Source organism: Halogeometricum sp. CBA1124 (assembly GCF_009741955.1).
Lineage (GTDB): Archaea > Halobacteriota > Halobacteria > Halobacteriales > Haloferacaceae > Halogeometricum > Halogeometricum rufum.
Genome location: NZ_WPCD01000030.1, coordinates 1 through 15396 on the forward strand (window position 1 = coordinate 1; position 15396 = coordinate 15396).

Annotated in this window: 12 protein-coding genes and 2 pseudogenes; 7 read left to right on the forward strand and 7 right to left on the reverse strand. The window is 67.5% G+C overall.

All coding sequences use genetic code 11. The features are described 5' to 3' along the window. Positions 1-492, reverse strand: a pseudogene (locus tag GJ632_RS06390) (hypothetical protein); the annotation flags it as partial. Between the two features lie 106 nt (positions 493-598). On the opposite strand from GJ632_RS06390, the gene GJ632_RS06395 reads away from it, so the two are divergent. Next, positions 599-1441, forward strand: coding sequence for a CPBP family intramembrane glutamic endopeptidase (locus GJ632_RS06395; protein ID WP_191452436.1), 843 nt, complete (start codon positions 599-601; stop codon positions 1439-1441). Positions 1442-1498: 57 nt separating this feature from the next. On the opposite strand, the gene GJ632_RS06400 is transcribed toward GJ632_RS06395, so the two are convergent. Beyond that, complete coding sequence (locus tag GJ632_RS06400) at positions 1499-2293, reverse strand: SDR family NAD(P)-dependent oxidoreductase (RefSeq protein ID WP_191452437.1); 795 nt, start codon at positions 2291-2293, stop codon at positions 1499-1501. Between the two features lie 170 nt (positions 2294-2463). Here GJ632_RS06400 and GJ632_RS06405 point away from each other — a divergent pair, with 170 nt between their 5' ends. Beyond that, the gene (locus tag GJ632_RS06405; protein ID WP_089809603.1) at positions 2464-2802 is read left to right on the forward strand and encodes a hypothetical protein; all 339 of its coding nucleotides are present in this window, start codon (positions 2464-2466) and stop codon (positions 2800-2802) included. Positions 2803-2838: 36 nt separating this feature from the next. Here GJ632_RS06405 and GJ632_RS06410 read toward each other — a convergent pair whose 3' ends face one another. Continuing rightward, entirely contained in the window at positions 2839-3708 is an 870-nt protein-coding gene (locus GJ632_RS06410; RefSeq protein WP_191452438.1) for an MBL fold metallo-hydrolase, read from the reverse strand. A 70-nt stretch (positions 3709-3778) separates the two neighbouring features. Further along, a complete protein-coding gene (locus tag GJ632_RS06415) occupies positions 3779-4948 on the reverse strand; it encodes an enolase C-terminal domain-like protein (RefSeq protein WP_191452439.1) in 1170 nt (389 codons plus the stop codon). A 123-nt stretch (positions 4949-5071) separates the two neighbouring features. Here GJ632_RS06415 and GJ632_RS06420 point away from each other — a divergent pair, with 123 nt between their 5' ends. Then, positions 5072-6385 (forward strand): NAD(P)/FAD-dependent oxidoreductase, encoded by a 1314-nt coding sequence (locus tag GJ632_RS06420; RefSeq protein WP_191452440.1) that lies wholly within the window; start codon positions 5072-5074, stop codon positions 6383-6385. Further along, complete coding sequence (locus tag GJ632_RS06425; RefSeq protein WP_191452441.1) at positions 6360-8411, forward strand: glycoside hydrolase family 15 protein; 2052 nt, start codon at positions 6360-6362, stop codon at positions 8409-8411. Before GJ632_RS06420 ends, GJ632_RS06425 begins: the two co-directional genes overlap by 26 nt. A 24-nt stretch (positions 8412-8435) precedes the next feature. On the opposite strand, the gene GJ632_RS06430 is transcribed toward GJ632_RS06425, so the two are convergent. Beyond that, complete coding sequence (locus GJ632_RS06430) at positions 8436-8756, reverse strand: hypothetical protein (RefSeq protein WP_191452442.1); 321 nt, start codon at positions 8754-8756, stop codon at positions 8436-8438. 172 nt (positions 8757-8928) lie between these two features. Here GJ632_RS06430 and GJ632_RS06435 point away from each other — a divergent pair, with 172 nt between their 5' ends. From GJ632_RS06435 to GJ632_RS06440, 3 genes are all read left to right on the forward strand, one after another. After that, positions 8929-9822, forward strand: coding sequence for a sulfurtransferase (locus GJ632_RS06435; protein WP_191452443.1), 894 nt, complete (start codon positions 8929-8931; stop codon positions 9820-9822). An 85-nt stretch (positions 9823-9907) separates the two neighbouring features. Further along, positions 9908-10231, forward strand: a complete 324-nt coding sequence (locus GJ632_RS25215) for a hypothetical protein (protein ID WP_343161059.1) — start codon at positions 9908-9910, stop codon at positions 10229-10231. Then, positions 10123-10917 (forward strand): lysylphosphatidylglycerol synthase transmembrane domain-containing protein, encoded by a 795-nt coding sequence (locus tag GJ632_RS06440; RefSeq protein WP_343161058.1) that lies wholly within the window; start codon positions 10123-10125, stop codon positions 10915-10917. The genes GJ632_RS25215 and GJ632_RS06440 overlap by 109 nt, the downstream gene beginning before the upstream one ends. Positions 10918-10965: 48 nt before the next feature. Here GJ632_RS06440 and GJ632_RS06445 read toward each other — a convergent pair. Continuing rightward, positions 10966-12077, reverse strand: a pseudogene (locus GJ632_RS06445) (CNNM domain-containing protein). 180 nt (positions 12078-12257) lie between these two features. Next, positions 12258-15209, reverse strand: a complete 2952-nt coding sequence (locus GJ632_RS06450) for a methyl-accepting chemotaxis protein (protein ID WP_191452445.1) — start codon at positions 15207-15209, stop codon at positions 12258-12260. Between the last annotated feature and the right edge of the window lie 187 nt (positions 15210-15396).

Consider the following 15396-nt stretch of genomic DNA (forward strand, 5'->3'; position numbering starts at 1 on the left):
CGACTCGGAGACGGACTCCGACCGGAACGGTCGGTGGTTCGTCCGACGGTCGGCGATGGCGTCGAACAGCGCGGATTCACGGCCGGTCGCCGCGGCCGACTCCCGGTCGGTCACAACGGCCGACTCCCGGTCGAGCCGAACCGTCGCGACGTGCCGCGCGGCGTCGGGTCCGCTCTCCGGCCTGTCGTCGTCCGCCACGTACTCGACGGTGCAACCGACGCCGAACCGCTCGGCGGCGACCAGGAGATTTTCGAGCGCACAGCCGACGCTGACGTACAGTTCTCTTCCGTCCGGGTCGGCGACGGTGAGCTGTCTCGACTCGTCGGCGTACACCCGTATCTCGTCGTCTTCGACGCCGAACAGCCACGGCTGGGAGTTGTGACTCGACGGGGCGAGAACCGCGTATCGGAGGAGGAACTCCGCTCGCGTCTCGGCGTCGGCGTCTGCCGGGAACGCCGCCGCGTCCGGTTCCGGTCGTGATGCGTCGTCCATAGCCTCTCTCTCGGCAGTACGCTCGATGGCGGCATAACTGTCGCTCGCGCTCCTATCCGTTGCGAACGGTGGGTAGTTCTTTGCGGAGCGCCCGCATCACTCCGCTATGGCCCGCCGTTCGCTCCTCGACCGTCACCCGCTCGCCGTCTTCTCGGCGGTCACGTACGCGCTCTCGTGGACCTGCTGGCTCGTGTGGTCGGCCCTCCCCGGTCGCCCGACGCTCCGGACCGTCGCGTTCGTCCTCGGTGGGTTCGGCCCGTTCTTCGCCGCGACGCTCCTGACCGCACTCTCCGGCGAGAGCGTCCGGGCGTGGCTCGGACGGGTCTTCCGGTTCCGCGTCGCGCCCCGCTACTACGCCGTTGCGCTCGGACTGCCGGTAGTCGCCCTCGGACTGGCGGGACTGACGCACTGGGCCGTCCTCGGTGGGACGCTGACGCCCGAGTCGCTCCCGTCTCCGCTGGAGTACCCCATCATCCTCGCACTCGTACTCCTGTTCGGCGGTGGACAGGAGGAACCGGGCTGGCGTGGCTACCTGCTCCCTCGGTTGCAGGAGGAGCACAGTTCGCTCCGCGCGGCACTCGTCGTCGGCGTCGTCTGGGCCGCGTGGCACGCACCGCTGTTCGTCCTCCCCGGCGCGATTCAGAACGACATCGCCCCGTGGCTGTATCTCCCGCAGGTGGTGGCGATGTCCGTCGTCCTGACGTGGCTGACGAACGTGAGTCGGGGGAGCGTCCTGCCGGCGATGTTGCTCCACGCCGGCGGCAACGCAGTCGTCAACTTCTACCCCGTCGGCGGGGCGGCGGGCGCCGTCGCGACGACCGGGTACGCGTTGCTCGCGGCCGTCGTCGCAGTCGCCGCTATCGCGGTGACGGTCTGGAAGGGACCGAGTCTGGGGGCGACCACCCGCGAGACGCCGCGCGACCCGCCGGTCGCGGAGACGGGCGGCTGACACGCGAGTCGTTCCGCGCGGCCGTCCGGCAGGCGGGTCGCTCACTCGCCGGTCGCCTCAGATGGCGGTCCACCCGCCGTCCACGTACACGAGTTCGCCCGTGACGTAGGCGGCGTCCTCACTGGCGAGAAAGAGCGTCGCTCCCGCACAGTCTTCGGGGTGGCCCGCGCGTCCCAGCGGAATGGGCTTGATGAACCCGCCCTCCTCGTCGCCCGCGGCGTCCTGCGCCTGTTTACTCCAGCCCTCGGTGAACTCCGTGGCTATCTGACCCGGGGCGATGGCGTTGACCCGGATGTCGTGGTCGGAGAGTTCCAGCGCCGTCCCGCGCGTCACCATCTTTATCGCGCCCTTCGTCGCGTCGTACTGCACCTGGTCGTACTGGGCCACCTCCGAACTGATCGACGCCGTGTTGACGATACAACCGGGGTCGTCTCGGTCGACCATGTCCCGCGCGGCCGCCTGCGTGCCGAAGTAGTAGCCGCGGACGTTCGTCGCCATCAGTTCGTCGAAGTCCGCCTGTTCGACGTCGAGGAACGTCTCGCTGTGCTGCTGGGCGGCGTTGTTCACCATCACGTCGACGCCGCCGAACTCGCGGGCGGCCTCCACGACGGACTCCAGTTGGCTCGGGTCAGACACGTCCGTCTCGACGTACTCGGCGGTGCCGCCGTCCTCGCGAATCACCTCGTGGGTCGGCGTGTCCTCGCCCTCCATCTTCGGGTTCTCTTGGATGTCGGCGTTCACCACCGTCGCGCCCGCCTCGCCGAATCGGAGCGCGATGGCGCGACCGATACCGGCGCTCCCGCCGGTGACGATGACCGTCTCGTCGCCGAAGTCGAAACTCGCGGTTCCCATGGTCGGCCCTGCGACCGTCTGGCTGTTAAGTCTACTCGCCGTCCCCCTCGTCGAGGACGCGGTTTCGAGTTCTTCCGTCGGAGCGAACCGGCCGGGGGTCCGAATACCGACGACGGAGGCGGTTCACCGAACCGATAGCGATAACGGACGTTCGTCTCGTGGTTCCGACGATGGAGCGAGTCGAACTCACGGTCCGCGGCGAACGCGCCAGCGAGACGCCGAGCGCACTGGCCGACGTGGCACGGGACCACCGCGAGGACTACGCGGGCGAGGACTTCGCCGTCATCGTCACCGAACGCCTCTACTATCGGACGCTCGACTCGGTGCAGGCGACGACGATTTTCGACCTGGTCGAGGAGACGACGTGCGAGGTAACCGTCGTCGTCGGCGGTGGGAAGGGGGGACTCGCGCGCAGTGACGTGGGGGCCGAAGCGGACGAAGCCCGGAAGATACGGCGTGAGATAGAGTCGCTCTGCGAGACGCTCGACCTCCGCGTCGAAGAGCGGTGAGACCCCCGCTCGGACTGCGTCAGAACCGAGACGCGTTCACTCGCCCTCGCGGAGGTCCTTCGGCCGGACGACGCCCGGTTTCCCCACGTCGATACGGTCGCCGACGCGGACGACTTCCAGCGTTCGGGGGTACTCGTAGGACGCGAGATGTTCGTGCAGGGACTTCGGGTCGTGGCCGACGCCGCGCCAGAGGTCCCAGTGAGTGGGGAGCAGGCGGTCCAGTTCGAGGGCGTTCGCCGCCTCGGCTATCTGCTCGCCGTCGTTGTACCACTCCGTCGGATACGTCTCGCCGCCGTCCTCGGTGTGGACGATGTTGCCGACCGTCCCGTAGGCGAACACGCCCACGTCCAGGTCGAACTCCTCGCCGATTGCCTCGAACGCCTCGGCCGGTCTGGAGTCGCCGGCCGCGAAGAACGTCTCGTCGCCGTGTTCGACGACGAACGTCACGGGTTCCTCCGCGTCGGGGTCGTTCGCGCCGCGGACGTGGACGTCCACGTCGCCGAACGAGAGTTCGTCGCCGGCCGCGACGAGGTTCTTCTGTCCCTCGGGGACGCGCAAGTCCCCGTCGTACGCGGGGTTCTCGTACGACGCCTCCGGCGCGTACACGTCGGCGTCGAGTTCCTCGACGAGTGGGCCGTACGACGGCGGGTGCATGTGGTCGATGTGCTCGTGGGTGACGAGGACGGCGTCGCACAACTCCGCCGCACTCGGGTCCATCGGCACCGGGACCATCCGAATCGTCCGCGGCGGCGACCCGTCGCCGAAGTACGGGTCGAGGTACAGCGTCGTCTCCGCGGTGCGGAAGACGAACCCGTTGCCGCCGAGGTACCAGACGGACAGGCCGTCGGGTTCGGACGCCTCTATCTCCTCGGTGACGAACCAGTCGCTCCACGTCGAGTGAACCATGTCGTTGCTTCCTTCGATAGCATCCGTGAAAAAAGAACTCGCCGTTCACGCGGGTCCGGGTCGGCCGTCGCTACTCGTACGTCCGGCCGCCCTCGGCGTGGTCTTCGATGAACTCCCAGTCGTAGTCGACGCCCAGTCCCGGGCCGTCGGGGACGGGGACGGTTCCGTCGTCGTCGATGGAGTCCAGTTCGTCGGCGTAGTCGCCCTCGTAGACCGGTGGTTCGGTGTTCCCGCAGTCGGGGTGGACGAGGGCCATCTCGTAGTAGTTGGCGTTCCGCATGGCCGCGATGCAGTGTCGCTGTGCGGGGCCGGGCGAGTGAACCTCCACGTCGAGTCCGTGCCCCTCGGCGACGTGGGCTATCTTCATCGCGCCCGTGATGCCCGCGTCGTACTCGGGGTCCGCGCGGACGAAGTCCGTCGCGTCGTTGTCGATGAAGTCCGTGTGCGATTCGAGTCCGCGGACGTGTTCGGTCTGCAGGAGGGGGGTCCGTATCTTCTCGCAGAGCTTTCGGTGGGCGTGCTGGGAGATGCCCCCGTCGCGGTAGGGGTCCTCGTACCAGAAGTAGTTCTGTTCGTCGCAGGCGCGCCCCACGCGGAGGGCGTCGGCGAACGTCTCGTACTCGCAGGCCGGGTCTATCATGAGGTCCATCTCGTCGCCGACGCGTTCGCCGACGGCGTGGACCGTCTCGACCTCCCGTCCGACGTTCCGCCTGTCGTCGCTGCCGCCCCAGCCGTGAATCTTGAAGCCGCCGTAGCCCATCTCCAGACACTCCTCGGCGAAGTCGGCGTACGCCTCGGGGGAGTCGAGGCCCCCCTCGTCGTCGGCGTGGTAGGTGGAGGCGTACGCGGGCAGACGCTCCCGGTACGTCCCGAGGAGTTCGTGGATGGGCGCGTCGTAGTACTCGCCCGCGAGGTCCCACAGGGCGATGTCGAGGGGGCCGATGCCCATCCGGTCGTACTTCCGGAGGGCGCGCTTGATCTCGCTCCAGTGCCGTTCGCGGCGAAGCGGGTTCGCCCCGACGAGGTGGTCGGCCACCTCGTGTATCTGCGCGAACGCGGGGGAGTTGCCCCCGACGAACTCGCCCGTCACGCCCTCGTCGGTGAGCACCTTGATGGCGAACAACCGCCGTTCGGTCGTCGCTCCCGGGTCGTAGGCGAGGTTGTACCCGCCGTCCGTGCCGACGTCCGTGAGCGGATAGCTGAACTCCGTCGTCTCGATGCGCGTAATCTCCGGTGCCATACGTCGTCGTTCGCCGTCTCCCCGGAAAGTTCGGTCGGCCGGCGTCGCACGATACGGCGGCGTCCTCGCCCCGTCGCCACCGCGCTTAAGCCACTTCCATTCGTTCACCCGATGACTGTAACAATGACGCGAGTCGTCGTCCTCGGCTCGGGATACGCCGGGTGTGCGGCCGTTCGGAGTCTCGAAGACGAACTGGACGAGGACGCGGACCTCACGTGGGTCTCCGAGGACCCCTACCACCTGGTCCTCCACGAGGTCCACCGCTGCATCCGCGACCCCTCGGTCCGCGACCACGTGACCGTCGACGTCGACGAGATAGCCGACGAGGAGACGGAGTTCGTGCAGGGACGCGTCACCGACGTCGACGTGGACGACCGGACCGTCCGACTCGAAGACGAGTCGGACCTCGACTACGACTACTGCGTCGTCTGCCTCGGGAGTCAGACCGCCTTCTACGGCATCGACGGACTGGAGGACCACGCTCACACCGTCGAGAGCCTCGGTGACGCTCTGAGCATCCACGAGTCGATAAAAGCCGCCGCCACCGACGCCTCGCGAACCGACCCCGCTCGGGTCGTCGTCGGCGGCGCGGGCCTGACGGGTATCCAGACGGCGGGCGAAGTCGCCGCCCTCCGCGACTGGACGGACTCGCACGTGGAGGTGCACCTCGTCGAACAGAGCGACGAAATTTTCCCCGGGCACGACCACGAGTTCCAGGGTGCCATCCAGAACGAACTGGAGCGTCACGACGTGGAGATAGACACCGGGAAGGCCATCTCCGAAGTCGACGAGGACGCCATCCAGTTCGACGGCGGCGACAGCCTCGACTACGACGTCCTCGTCTGGGCGGGCGGCGTCACCGGTCAGGACTCGATGTCCGACGTGGATATCGAGACGGACCACAACCGCGCGTATGCGGACTCGACGTTCAAGACGAGCGACGACCGGGTGTTCGCCATCGGTGACGCGGCACTCGTCGACCAGGACGCCGACGGCGGCCCACCCTCCGAACACGACCTGTGGGAGCAGGTGGTCCACCCGGACGCGGACTCCTCGCCGCCGCCGACGGCGGAGGCGGCCATGGAGGAGGGAAAGCACGTCGGGCAGAACGTCGCGCGGACCATCGCCGGCGAGGAACCGGTCCACTGGTCGTACATCAACAAGGGAACGCTCGTCTCCGTCGGCGACGACGCCGTCGCCCACGGCGTCGTCGGGTCGCCCGTGAACACGTTCAGCGGTCGGCCCGCGGAGGTGCTGAAGAAGGCCATCTCCGCCCGGTGGCTGGTGAAAGTCGCGGGCGCGAACGCGCGGCGGCGGCCTGGGACTCGATGTGACCGCGGTGTAAACTCCACCCTCGACTCGGCCGTAAGGCACCTAACCAAGGCGGCCGACCGTTTCGGATACGAAACCTATGGACGGGCGACACCCGCCGAGTGACAAGGATGCGATCTGTAGCGCGCCGGACGAGAACGGCGGCTACGTGCTATCCACGGTGAATCAGTACCCCTCGCACGCCGCCGGCGAGGACTGGCACGGCGCCGTCGTCGAGGACACCTCCGCGTTCCGCGCGGACGTCGAACAGTTCGGCGACTTCCACACCCTCCTGTGGGACGCGGACAGAGCGCAGACGCTGGACGTGCGCAACGACGCCGTCGAGAGCGACGTGACGTACGAGTCGCCGCGCGTCCCGGAGGTGCACGTCGAGAACGAGTTCGAGTTCGCCGACGGCACGGCGGCGACACTCCGGCAGGACCTCCTCGTCAGCGCCGACGAACCCGCACTCCTGCTGCGGAACCGCGCCGAGTTCGGCGCGGCGGGCGAGCGAACGCTGTTCTCCGTCCTCAACTCCTCCATCACCGCGGCGGAGGAAGCCGACGACGGCGACGAGGCGCACGTCGCCACCGTCGCGGGCGACGACAGCGAGTACGAGTGCCTCGTCTCGCACGACGGGGAGCGCTACTTCGCCGTCGGGCTCTACCGGCCAGAGACCGGTCAGCGCGTCTTCGACGGCCGCCGAATCGGTCGCCTCGGCGAGACCGAGGGCGACGACAAGAGCGCGTGGCACGACATCTACGGCGAGAACGACGGCTACATCGACTCGAACGAGGAACTGTCGGGCCACGTCGACCTCGGGTTCGGCCTCCACGTCGGCGACGCCGACGAGGTGACCTGGCTCACCGCCGTCGGCTTCGGTCGCACCGAGGACGACACCCTCGACGCCGTCGCCACCGCCCTCGACAGCGGGTACGAGGCCGAACGCGACGCGTTCGCCGACGCGTGGGAGGCGTGGCACGAGGGCGTCGCCGACGGACCGACGGACGACGAGACGGTGAACGCGATGTACGAGCGGTCGCTGACGAGCATGAAGTGCGCGCAGGACCCCTGCGGCGCGATGATTGCGGGCGCCTTCGAACCGAACGACCAGGGCTACCGGTTCGTGTGGCCGCGCGACCAGGTGTTCCTCGTCTCGGCGTTGCTCGCCGGCGACGCCGTCGACGAGGCCCGAACGGCGCTCGAATGGCTGGACGACAAGCAGATAACCGACGACGTGTCGGACGAACGGGGCATCCCCCGCGAGGGGACGTGGTGGCAGAACTACCGGACAGACGGGAAACCCCACTGGACGGCGCTCCAACTCGACCAGGTGGGCGGCCCCGTCTACGCCCACTGGTTGCTCTGGCAGCACACGGGCGACGACGACGTGCTCGACGCCCACTACGAGATGAGTCGCGCCGCCGCGGAGTTCCTCCTGGGGTACGACAACGGGAACGGGTTCCCCGGCAAGTCGCAGGACCCGTGGGAGGAGGTGTGGGGCCACTCCACTGAGGGGAGCGCCGCCGCCATCGCCGGCCTGCGCGCGATGGCCGAGATGGCCGAGGCGCGCGGCGACGACGCGTTCGCCGAAGACTGTCGCGAACGGGCGGCCGTCTGGGCCGACTGTTTCGACGACTACTGCTTCCGCGAGGACGCCTACCTCGGCGACCACTACGTCACGGCCGACAGCCCGGACCGGGACGACGAGGTGGCGCCCGACCACCGGCCCGACGCGGCCGCGTTCATGGCGACGTGGCCGTGGAACGTCGTCGCCGCCGACAGCGACGAGATGCGTTCGACCGTCGAACTCGCGACCGACGATGCGTGGTGCGCCTCGGAGACGGCGTGCGTCGGCCGCTACCCGGAAGACGACTTCACGCCCACGGGCGAACCCGAGGACGGCGGGTGGCCGCTCTGCGAGGCGGCCGCGGACGTGGTCCGCTGGCTCGACGGCGACGAGGACGCTCTCCGGGAGTACGTCTTCGAGGACGCCCCGTCGTGGACGACGGCGGCCGGGTTGCTCTCCGAGCAGATAACCGGCGACGGGGGGGTCCGCTGGAACGCGAACCTCCAGTGGAGTCAGGCGATGTACGTCCTCCTGACCGAGACGCACGTCCGCGAGGAGGCGGTGGCGATGGCGCCCGAGTGAGGCTTGGACCTTCGAGCGAACCGCTCAGACGGACTCGTCGTCCTCGTCCAGCCTGTTCCCGATTCCGCGGTCGCTGTACCGCTCGCGACCGACCGCGTCTGACCCGACTGTCGTGACCACCGCTCGCCGGACTTCGCCCGCGGACGCGAACGACTCGTCGGCGTCGTAGGGCGACAGCGTCTCCGCGAACGTCGTCTCGCCGCCGGGGAGCCGTAGCGTCCGCTCTCCGTACTCGCTCACGAGTTCCGCTTTCGTCGCCCGGTACTCGTGGGACGCCAGTTTCTCGCTCAATTCGCCGAATTCGATGCCCAGTTCGCGGCTTCGGCGCTGTTCTGCGTCGGTCATTCGGTCTGTGGTTCGGTATCGACTCACAAATGCTCTGTGGCCCTTCGAGACCGACGAAATGCGTCGTCTACGCTCGATTCGGCCCCGCTGAAGTGAACGTTCCCCGCGCCGTCTGTCCGTCCGCTCGGCCCAATGATTATTGGACGTGGCGAGACCAGCGTCGGACGTACTCATGAGTTCCCGAGCCTATGCCAGCGACGCCCTCGTCACCGCCGACTGGGTCGAAGACCACCTCGAACAGTTCGGGAGCGACGACCCGGACTACCGCCTCGTCGAGGCCGACATCGACTACGAGGAGTCGTACGGGGAGTCGCATATCCCGAACGCCGTGGGGTTCCGCTGGGGGCCGCACCTCCAGGACTCGGTCCAGCGCGACATCCTCCACAAGGAGGACTTCGCGGAGATGATGGGCGAGGCCGGCATCACCGAGGACTCGACCGTCGTCCTGTACGGCGACGAGTCCAACCAGTGGGCCGCCTACACCTACTGGCAGTTCAAGTACTACGGCCACGACGACGTTCGACTGCTCGACGGGGGCCGCCCGTACTGGATGGAGAACGACTACCCGACGAGCACCGAGGAGCCCGACTTTCCCGAACGGGAGTACGACGCCAGCGGCCCGTTCGACGGCCTCCGCATCTACCGCGAGGGCGTCGACGACGCACTCGAACTGGACGTTCCCCTCGTGGACGTTCGGAGCGGCGAGGAGTACCGCGGCGAGAAGATAGCGCCCGAGGGCAGCCCCGAAACCGCCCAGCGAGCGGGTCACATCCCCGGCGCGGAGAACGTCACCTGGAGCGAGAACCTCGCCGACGACGGCCGCTTCAAGGGGCGCGATGAACTGGAGGAGATGTACGCCGAGTACGGCATCGAGGGCGACAGCCAAGTCGTCACCTACTGTCGCATCGGCGAGCGCTCGTCCATCACGTGGTTCACGCTGCACGAACTGCTCGGCTGGGACGACGTGCGGAACTACGACGGGTCGTGGACCGAGTGGGGTAACCTCATCCGGTCGCCCATCGAAGTCGAGACTGACGACCCCGCGTCCCGTGCGAACAAGGGCTGAACCGCTCGTCGTCCGCTGAGTCGCCCGCCGCCCGGGAGGCCGCCCGCCATCTGACTTTTCCGTTCGCTGTGTGAACGCCCGTGCGATGAGCGAGTCAGCGTTCGACCGTCGGGCCGTCGCGAAGTCTCTCGTCGGGTTTCTCGTCGCCGCGGCACTGCTGTACGCGTTCGGCTACGTCCTCGGGTGGCAGTCGATCCTCTCTGCGCTGGCCTCGGCCGACCCGACGCCAGTCGTCCTCGCCTGCGCGAGTTCGCTCGTCGCGCTCTCGCTCTGGGCGAAAGGCTGGGAGACGGTGCTCGCATCGCTGAACGTCGACGTGCCGTATCGGGACCTCGTCCGACGTACTTCGCCGCGACGTTCGCCGACTACGTCACGCCGTTCGGGAAGGCCGGTGGCGGCCCGTTCGTAGCGGCGGTGCTGTCGGCGGACCACGACGCGAGCTACGAGGAGTCGCTCGCGAGCGTCGTCACCACCGACGCGCTGAACCTCCTGCCGTTCTTCTCGTTCGCCGGCGTCGGCGTAGTCGTGCTCGGACTCACCGGGAGCGTCCCGAGGAACGTCCGCGCGCTGGTGTACGGACTCGGCGTGATGGCGCTGTGTCTCCCGCTCGTCGGATACGGCGTCTGGCGGGCCCGCGGGGCGGCGACGCGGTGGCTCAGTCGGATACTGGACCCGATAGCCTCCCGCGTCCGGTTCGTGGACAGCGAGAGCATCGAACAACGCGTCGCGCAGTTCTTCTCGTTGCTCGGTGACCTCGGCGCACGCCGGTCGTGGGTGGCCGAGACGCTCGCGTTCGCCTACGTCGGCTGGGTGTTCTTCGCACTCCCGTTGTGGCTGGCCGCGTGGGCCGTCGGCGTCTCGCTCCCGCTCCAGTTGGTCGCGTTCGTCGTCCCCGCGAGCGCGATGGCGAGTCTGGTGCCGACGCCGGGCGGTCTGGGCGGCGTCGAAGCCGCCGTCACGGGCCTGCTCGTCGCACTCGCGGGCATCGATACGGCGACGGCCGCCGCGATAGCGCTCCTCTACCGCGTCGCGAGCTTCTGGTTCGTCCTCCCGGTCGGCGGGAGCGCGACGCTGTGGCTCACGTATCGCGGTTGAGTCGCGCCGGGCCACCCAGCCGAGAGAACGTCCTCACGCCGCGGCGCGTTACGACGCCGGGTCGTCGCGGTCCGCGTCCTCGTCCATCGGGTCCTCGAGTTCGCCCGTGATGGTCTCGAACGCGTCGGTGGCGGTTATCAGCCCGACCGTCCGACCCTCCTCGACGACGAGAGCTATCTCTTGCTCGGCCGCCTGAAACTCGTCGATGAGGTCGGCGACGGGGACGTCCGGAGCGACGGTCATCGGCTCCGAGGCGATGTCGGCGAACGCCGTCTCGCCCCGTTCGATGGCGTCCATCGCCTGCACGAGCGCGGGGAGGTAGATGGTCCCGACCACGTCGTCGACGCTCTCGCCGACGAGCGGAAAGCGCGTGTGGGAGTTCGACCGCACCGTCTCGAGGTTCTCTTCGGTCGAGCGTTCCGTCGAGACGGAGACGATGTCGTCGCGGTCGACCATGATGTCCGAAGTCCGAACCCGGTCGATGGCGACGGCGTTGAGAACCTCGTCTCTGCGGTCCTCGGGCATGTCCAACTGCGCCAGCGCGTCGCCCATGTCGCTGAGGAGTTCGCCTCGCGACGGCGTCTCCTCGCCCTCCACCTCCTCTTCGGCCCAGGAGCGGGTGATGCTGACGCCGAACAGAGAGAGGATGGCCTTCGCCAGCCAGTCGGCGAAGCGGATGACTGGGGAGAATATCCGCGTCCACCAGTAGAGGATGGGAGCCCCGTACTTCGCCACCTGCTTGGACCGCTCGATTCCGAGGTACGTCGCGCTTGCTCGCCGACGGTCAAGTGGAGGATGTTGATGAACGCCAACGCGGTTATCGCGGACAGCGCCGCGTGTCCGCCCTCACCGCCCGACCCGAGAACGCCCTGGAGGCCGAGACTCCGTATCACCGGGTCCAGAACCGCGGCGAGGGCAGGTTCGGCGACGACGCCCAGCCCGACGCTACAGATGGTGATGCCGAGCTGACAGCCGGAGAGGAATATCTCCAGCCGTTCGGTCATGCTCCACGCGCGTTCGAGTCCCCGGGACCCCTGGAACTGGTCCTCGGTGAACTGACGGACGCGGGTCATCGCGAACTCGATAGTGACGAAGTAGGCGTTGCCGAGTAGGAGCACGACTCCGGCGAACAGCCGACCGAGCGTTGCGATTTCAACCATGTGTCGGTTTCCACGAACGACGACGCGTCACTAAACCCTGTTCGTTCGGCCGCCCGGTCCGTCGTCACCGACGCCGTCTCCGCAGTTGCATCGAAAGAGGCCTCGAAACGAGGATGCTCCGTCGCGGCGCGTATCCGCTTCGGCCGATGCGTCGTCGGGCGCGGCCGATGGACTCGCGCGTCAGTCGCTCGCTCCCGACGGCCCCGCGTCGTCGCCGACTGCCACCGCCTCCGAGGCGGCGGGTGCGGAAGAAGACTCACTCGCGCCCCCGTCGAGTGACTCGCCCCCCTCCCTGCCGACGTCGAACTGCGTCACGAGTTCTCGGAGCGACTGTGCCGATTCGGAGACGGTCTGGACGTTCTGGGTGACCTCGTTGATGGAGGCGGTCTGTTCTTCCGTCGCGGCCGACACCGTGCTGGCCTCCGAGGCCGTCTCCTCGCTCACGCTGGAGACGTCGTCCACCATCGACACGACTTCCTCCGTCGACCGCGCCTGGTCTTCCGTCGACTCGGATATCTCCCGGACGCCGTGTTCGGCTTCCTCGCTCGCCTCCGCGATGTCGTCGAACATCTCGATGGCGTCCTCGATGGTCTCGGCACCGCTCTCGACGCGTTCTCGCATCGACTGGATGTCCTCGACCGTTTCGTCGGTGTCGTCCCGTATCTCGTCGATGAGGTCCTCGACCTGTTCGGTCGCCTCCTCGGCCTCGTTCGCCAGTCCCTGTATCTCGTTGGCGACGACGGCGAAGCCCTGCCCGACCTCGCCGGCGCGGGCGGCCTCGATAGACGCGTTGAGCGCCAGCAGGTCGGTCTGCTCGGTGATGTCGGTGATGAGCTGGACGATGTCGTTTATCTCGTCGATGCGGTCGCTGAGCGCTTCGACCTGCGAGACGGCGGTGGCCGTCTCGCTCTCGATGGCCGAAATCTCCCGCGTCGCGTCCGCGGCGTGCTCTCTCCCGCGGTCCGCCAGTGAGACGGCTTCGTTCGCCGTCTCGACCACACCGTCGGCCGACGCGGCCACCTCCTCGATGGTCGCCGAGAGGTCGTTCATCTCGCCCGCTGCGACCTGCAGTTGCTCGGTCTGCTGTTCGGCGCCGTGCGCTATCTCCTCGACCGACTGGGCGGTGGCCTGACTCGCCGCCTCTATCTCCTCGGCGCTCACGACCGTCTCGCTGCTCACCTCCGCGAACCGGTCGGCGACGTGGTTGACCTCCACGAGGCTCTGCCGTATCTTCTCGATTCCGTCGTCGAGGTCGGACATGATGGCCCCGAACTCGCCGGGCAGGTCGGTTCTGACCGTCTGGTTCAGGTCGCCGTCGCCGAGGTTCTGGCTGACGGTCCGCAGTTCCGTCACTTGCCGTCTGAGGTTCGACTGCATCTCGTCGAACGCCTCGACGAGTTCGCCGATTTCGTCGTCGGGCGCTTCGATGTCGACGTCGCCGTCGAACCGCCCCCGAGCGAGTGCCGTCGCGTGGTCTCGAAGCTGTTCGATTGGTTCCGAGAAGTACCGCGCTGCGGCGTATCCCAGCCCGATGACCGCCACGGCGGCACCGCCGATCAGGAGCAGGAAGAACGTCAGCGCCGACGACGTGCGGTCGCTCAGTTCGCGACCGAGTGCGTCGCTCGCCCCCGTCACGTCCTCCTCGGGGACCGTCGCGAGCAACGCGAACTGTTCGGTCCCGAACTCCAGTGGGGCGTACCCGACGTAGTACCGGTCGCCGCCCCCCTCGGTGCCTCGTGCGTACGTGCTGAGTCCGCGTTCACCCGCGAGAATTCGGTTCTCGGCCACGCTGGCGAGGCCACCCGCGTGTGACTCGTCGGTTATCCGTGCTCCGGACTCGACGACGGACGCGTTGGGGTGGCTCAGTATCCGTCCCTCGCCGTTCACGATGCTCAGATGTCCGGTTTCGCCGACCGTCACCCCGTTCGTCATCGCCGAGAGGATGCCGTAATCGAACCTGAGCGCGACGGTTCCCGAGAACTCGCCGTCCTGATACACCGGCGTCGAGAGGTAGACGACTCGTTCGCCGTCAACGGTTCGCACGTCGCCGACGTGTACCTCGCCCTCGGCCATCGACTCGCCGCCCGCGAACCAGTCGGTGTCGGCGTAGGAGACGCGTTCGACGGACTCCGTGACGACGCCGTCGTCCGTCCGCACCGCCCGCACGACGCCCTGTCCGTCCTCGTCGGTCAGGATTATCTCGTCGTACGCCGGCCGTTCCTCCCCCCGAACCGACACCGACCGGGTTTTCAGGTAGCTCTCGAAGGAGGCGTTGATTCGGTCCTTGGCACTCTCGCTCGCGGTGGTCTGGAGTTCGTAGTAGTAGACGCTCGGCGCGAGGACCCAGTCGAAGTCCTCGTGGTAGGCGTACGCGACGAACTTCTTCTCCACCGGGTTGCCCGCCTGTGTGGTGTCTTCCCACTCGTACTCGGCGATACCCCACCTCGTGCCGTTCCGAATCGCCTGCTCCTCGTCGATGGTCGTCGCCACCTCGTCGAACACCGTCAGGGAGGCGTTGTCCACGAGGTTGAATCCGTCTTCGAGGTTGTGGTGGACGACGATGTTCGAGTCGCGGTCGGTGATGTAGGCGTACCCCGTGTCACCGATGTACCCCGGTTGGAACATCTTGGACGCGGTGCCGTCCGAACGCGTCCCGTCTCCGGCCTTGCCGGCGACGATTTGCTCCACCTCGTCTTCGACTCGACGCTGCTCCGCCGGCGAGAGTTCCTCCCAGGACCGCCCGCCGTACTTCTCCCGCAGAACGGTCTCTTTCGTGCTCTCGACGGTCGTCCGCATCTGAAGCGCCATGTGACCGAGTTGCGTCCGACTCTGTCGCTGCACGAGTTCCCACTCGCCCGCCCTCGCGGCCTGATAGTTCTGCACCGGCGAGGAGTCGGCCAGCGACCGCGCGTCGACGCGGCGGACGTCCAAGACGTTCTGTATCTGCTCCTGTCTCGCGAGGACGGTGTTGTTCAGTTCACCCGTCACCTGCGCCTCCATGTGTCTGGCACTCTGGTCTTGTGCGTACTTCCCAATACTATCCATTTCTTGTATCCCCGCTCCCCCGACGACGGAGACGGGAACCAACGAGATGACGAGGCACAGCGCGATGAGCTTCGTTCGAATGTTCATGGCTGACGACACCTTCGACTGATATTCGCCATCGCAGACCGCCGCTCTGGTCTTACCTCCGACTCCGTCGATATTCGGCCGTCGCCCTCACGCTTCGACCGTATGTGTACCATTAGTCCAAGAGTGAGATATATTCTATATAGAATCTTCGTTCAAAATATCACGAGAGATACTCGGACGACTATCC

Bases quoted from the DNA above. Each gene is read 5' to 3' on its own strand.
- GJ632_RS06395 (WP_191452436.1), top strand. From the start codon at position 599: ATGGCCCGCCGTTCGCTCCTCGACCGTCACCCGCTCGCCGTCTTCTCG.
- GJ632_RS06400 (WP_191452437.1), bottom strand. From the start codon at position 2,293: ATGGGAACCGCGAGTTTCGACTTCGGCGACGAGACGGTCATCGTCACC.
- GJ632_RS06405 (WP_089809603.1), top strand. From the start codon at position 2,464: ATGGAGCGAGTCGAACTCACGGTCCGCGGCGAACGCGCCAGCGAGACG.
- GJ632_RS06410 (WP_191452438.1), bottom strand. From the start codon at position 3,708: ATGGTTCACTCGACGTGGAGCGACTGGTTCGTCACCGAGGAGATAGAG.
- GJ632_RS06415 (WP_191452439.1), bottom strand. From the start codon at position 4,948: ATGGCACCGGAGATTACGCGCATCGAGACGACGGAGTTCAGCTATCCG.
- GJ632_RS06420 (WP_191452440.1), top strand. From the start codon at position 5,072: ATGACGCGAGTCGTCGTCCTCGGCTCGGGATACGCCGGGTGTGCGGCC.
- GJ632_RS06425 (WP_191452441.1), top strand. From the start codon at position 6,360: ATGGACGGGCGACACCCGCCGAGTGACAAGGATGCGATCTGTAGCGCG.
- GJ632_RS06430 (WP_191452442.1), bottom strand. From the start codon at position 8,756: ATGACCGACGCAGAACAGCGCCGAAGCCGCGAACTGGGCATCGAATTC.
- GJ632_RS06435 (WP_191452443.1), top strand. From the start codon at position 8,929: ATGAGTTCCCGAGCCTATGCCAGCGACGCCCTCGTCACCGCCGACTGG.
- GJ632_RS25215 (WP_343161059.1), top strand. From the start codon at position 9,908: ATGAGCGAGTCAGCGTTCGACCGTCGGGCCGTCGCGAAGTCTCTCGTC.
- GJ632_RS06450 (WP_191452445.1), bottom strand. From the start codon at position 15,209: ATGAACATTCGAACGAAGCTCATCGCGCTGTGCCTCGTCATCTCGTTG.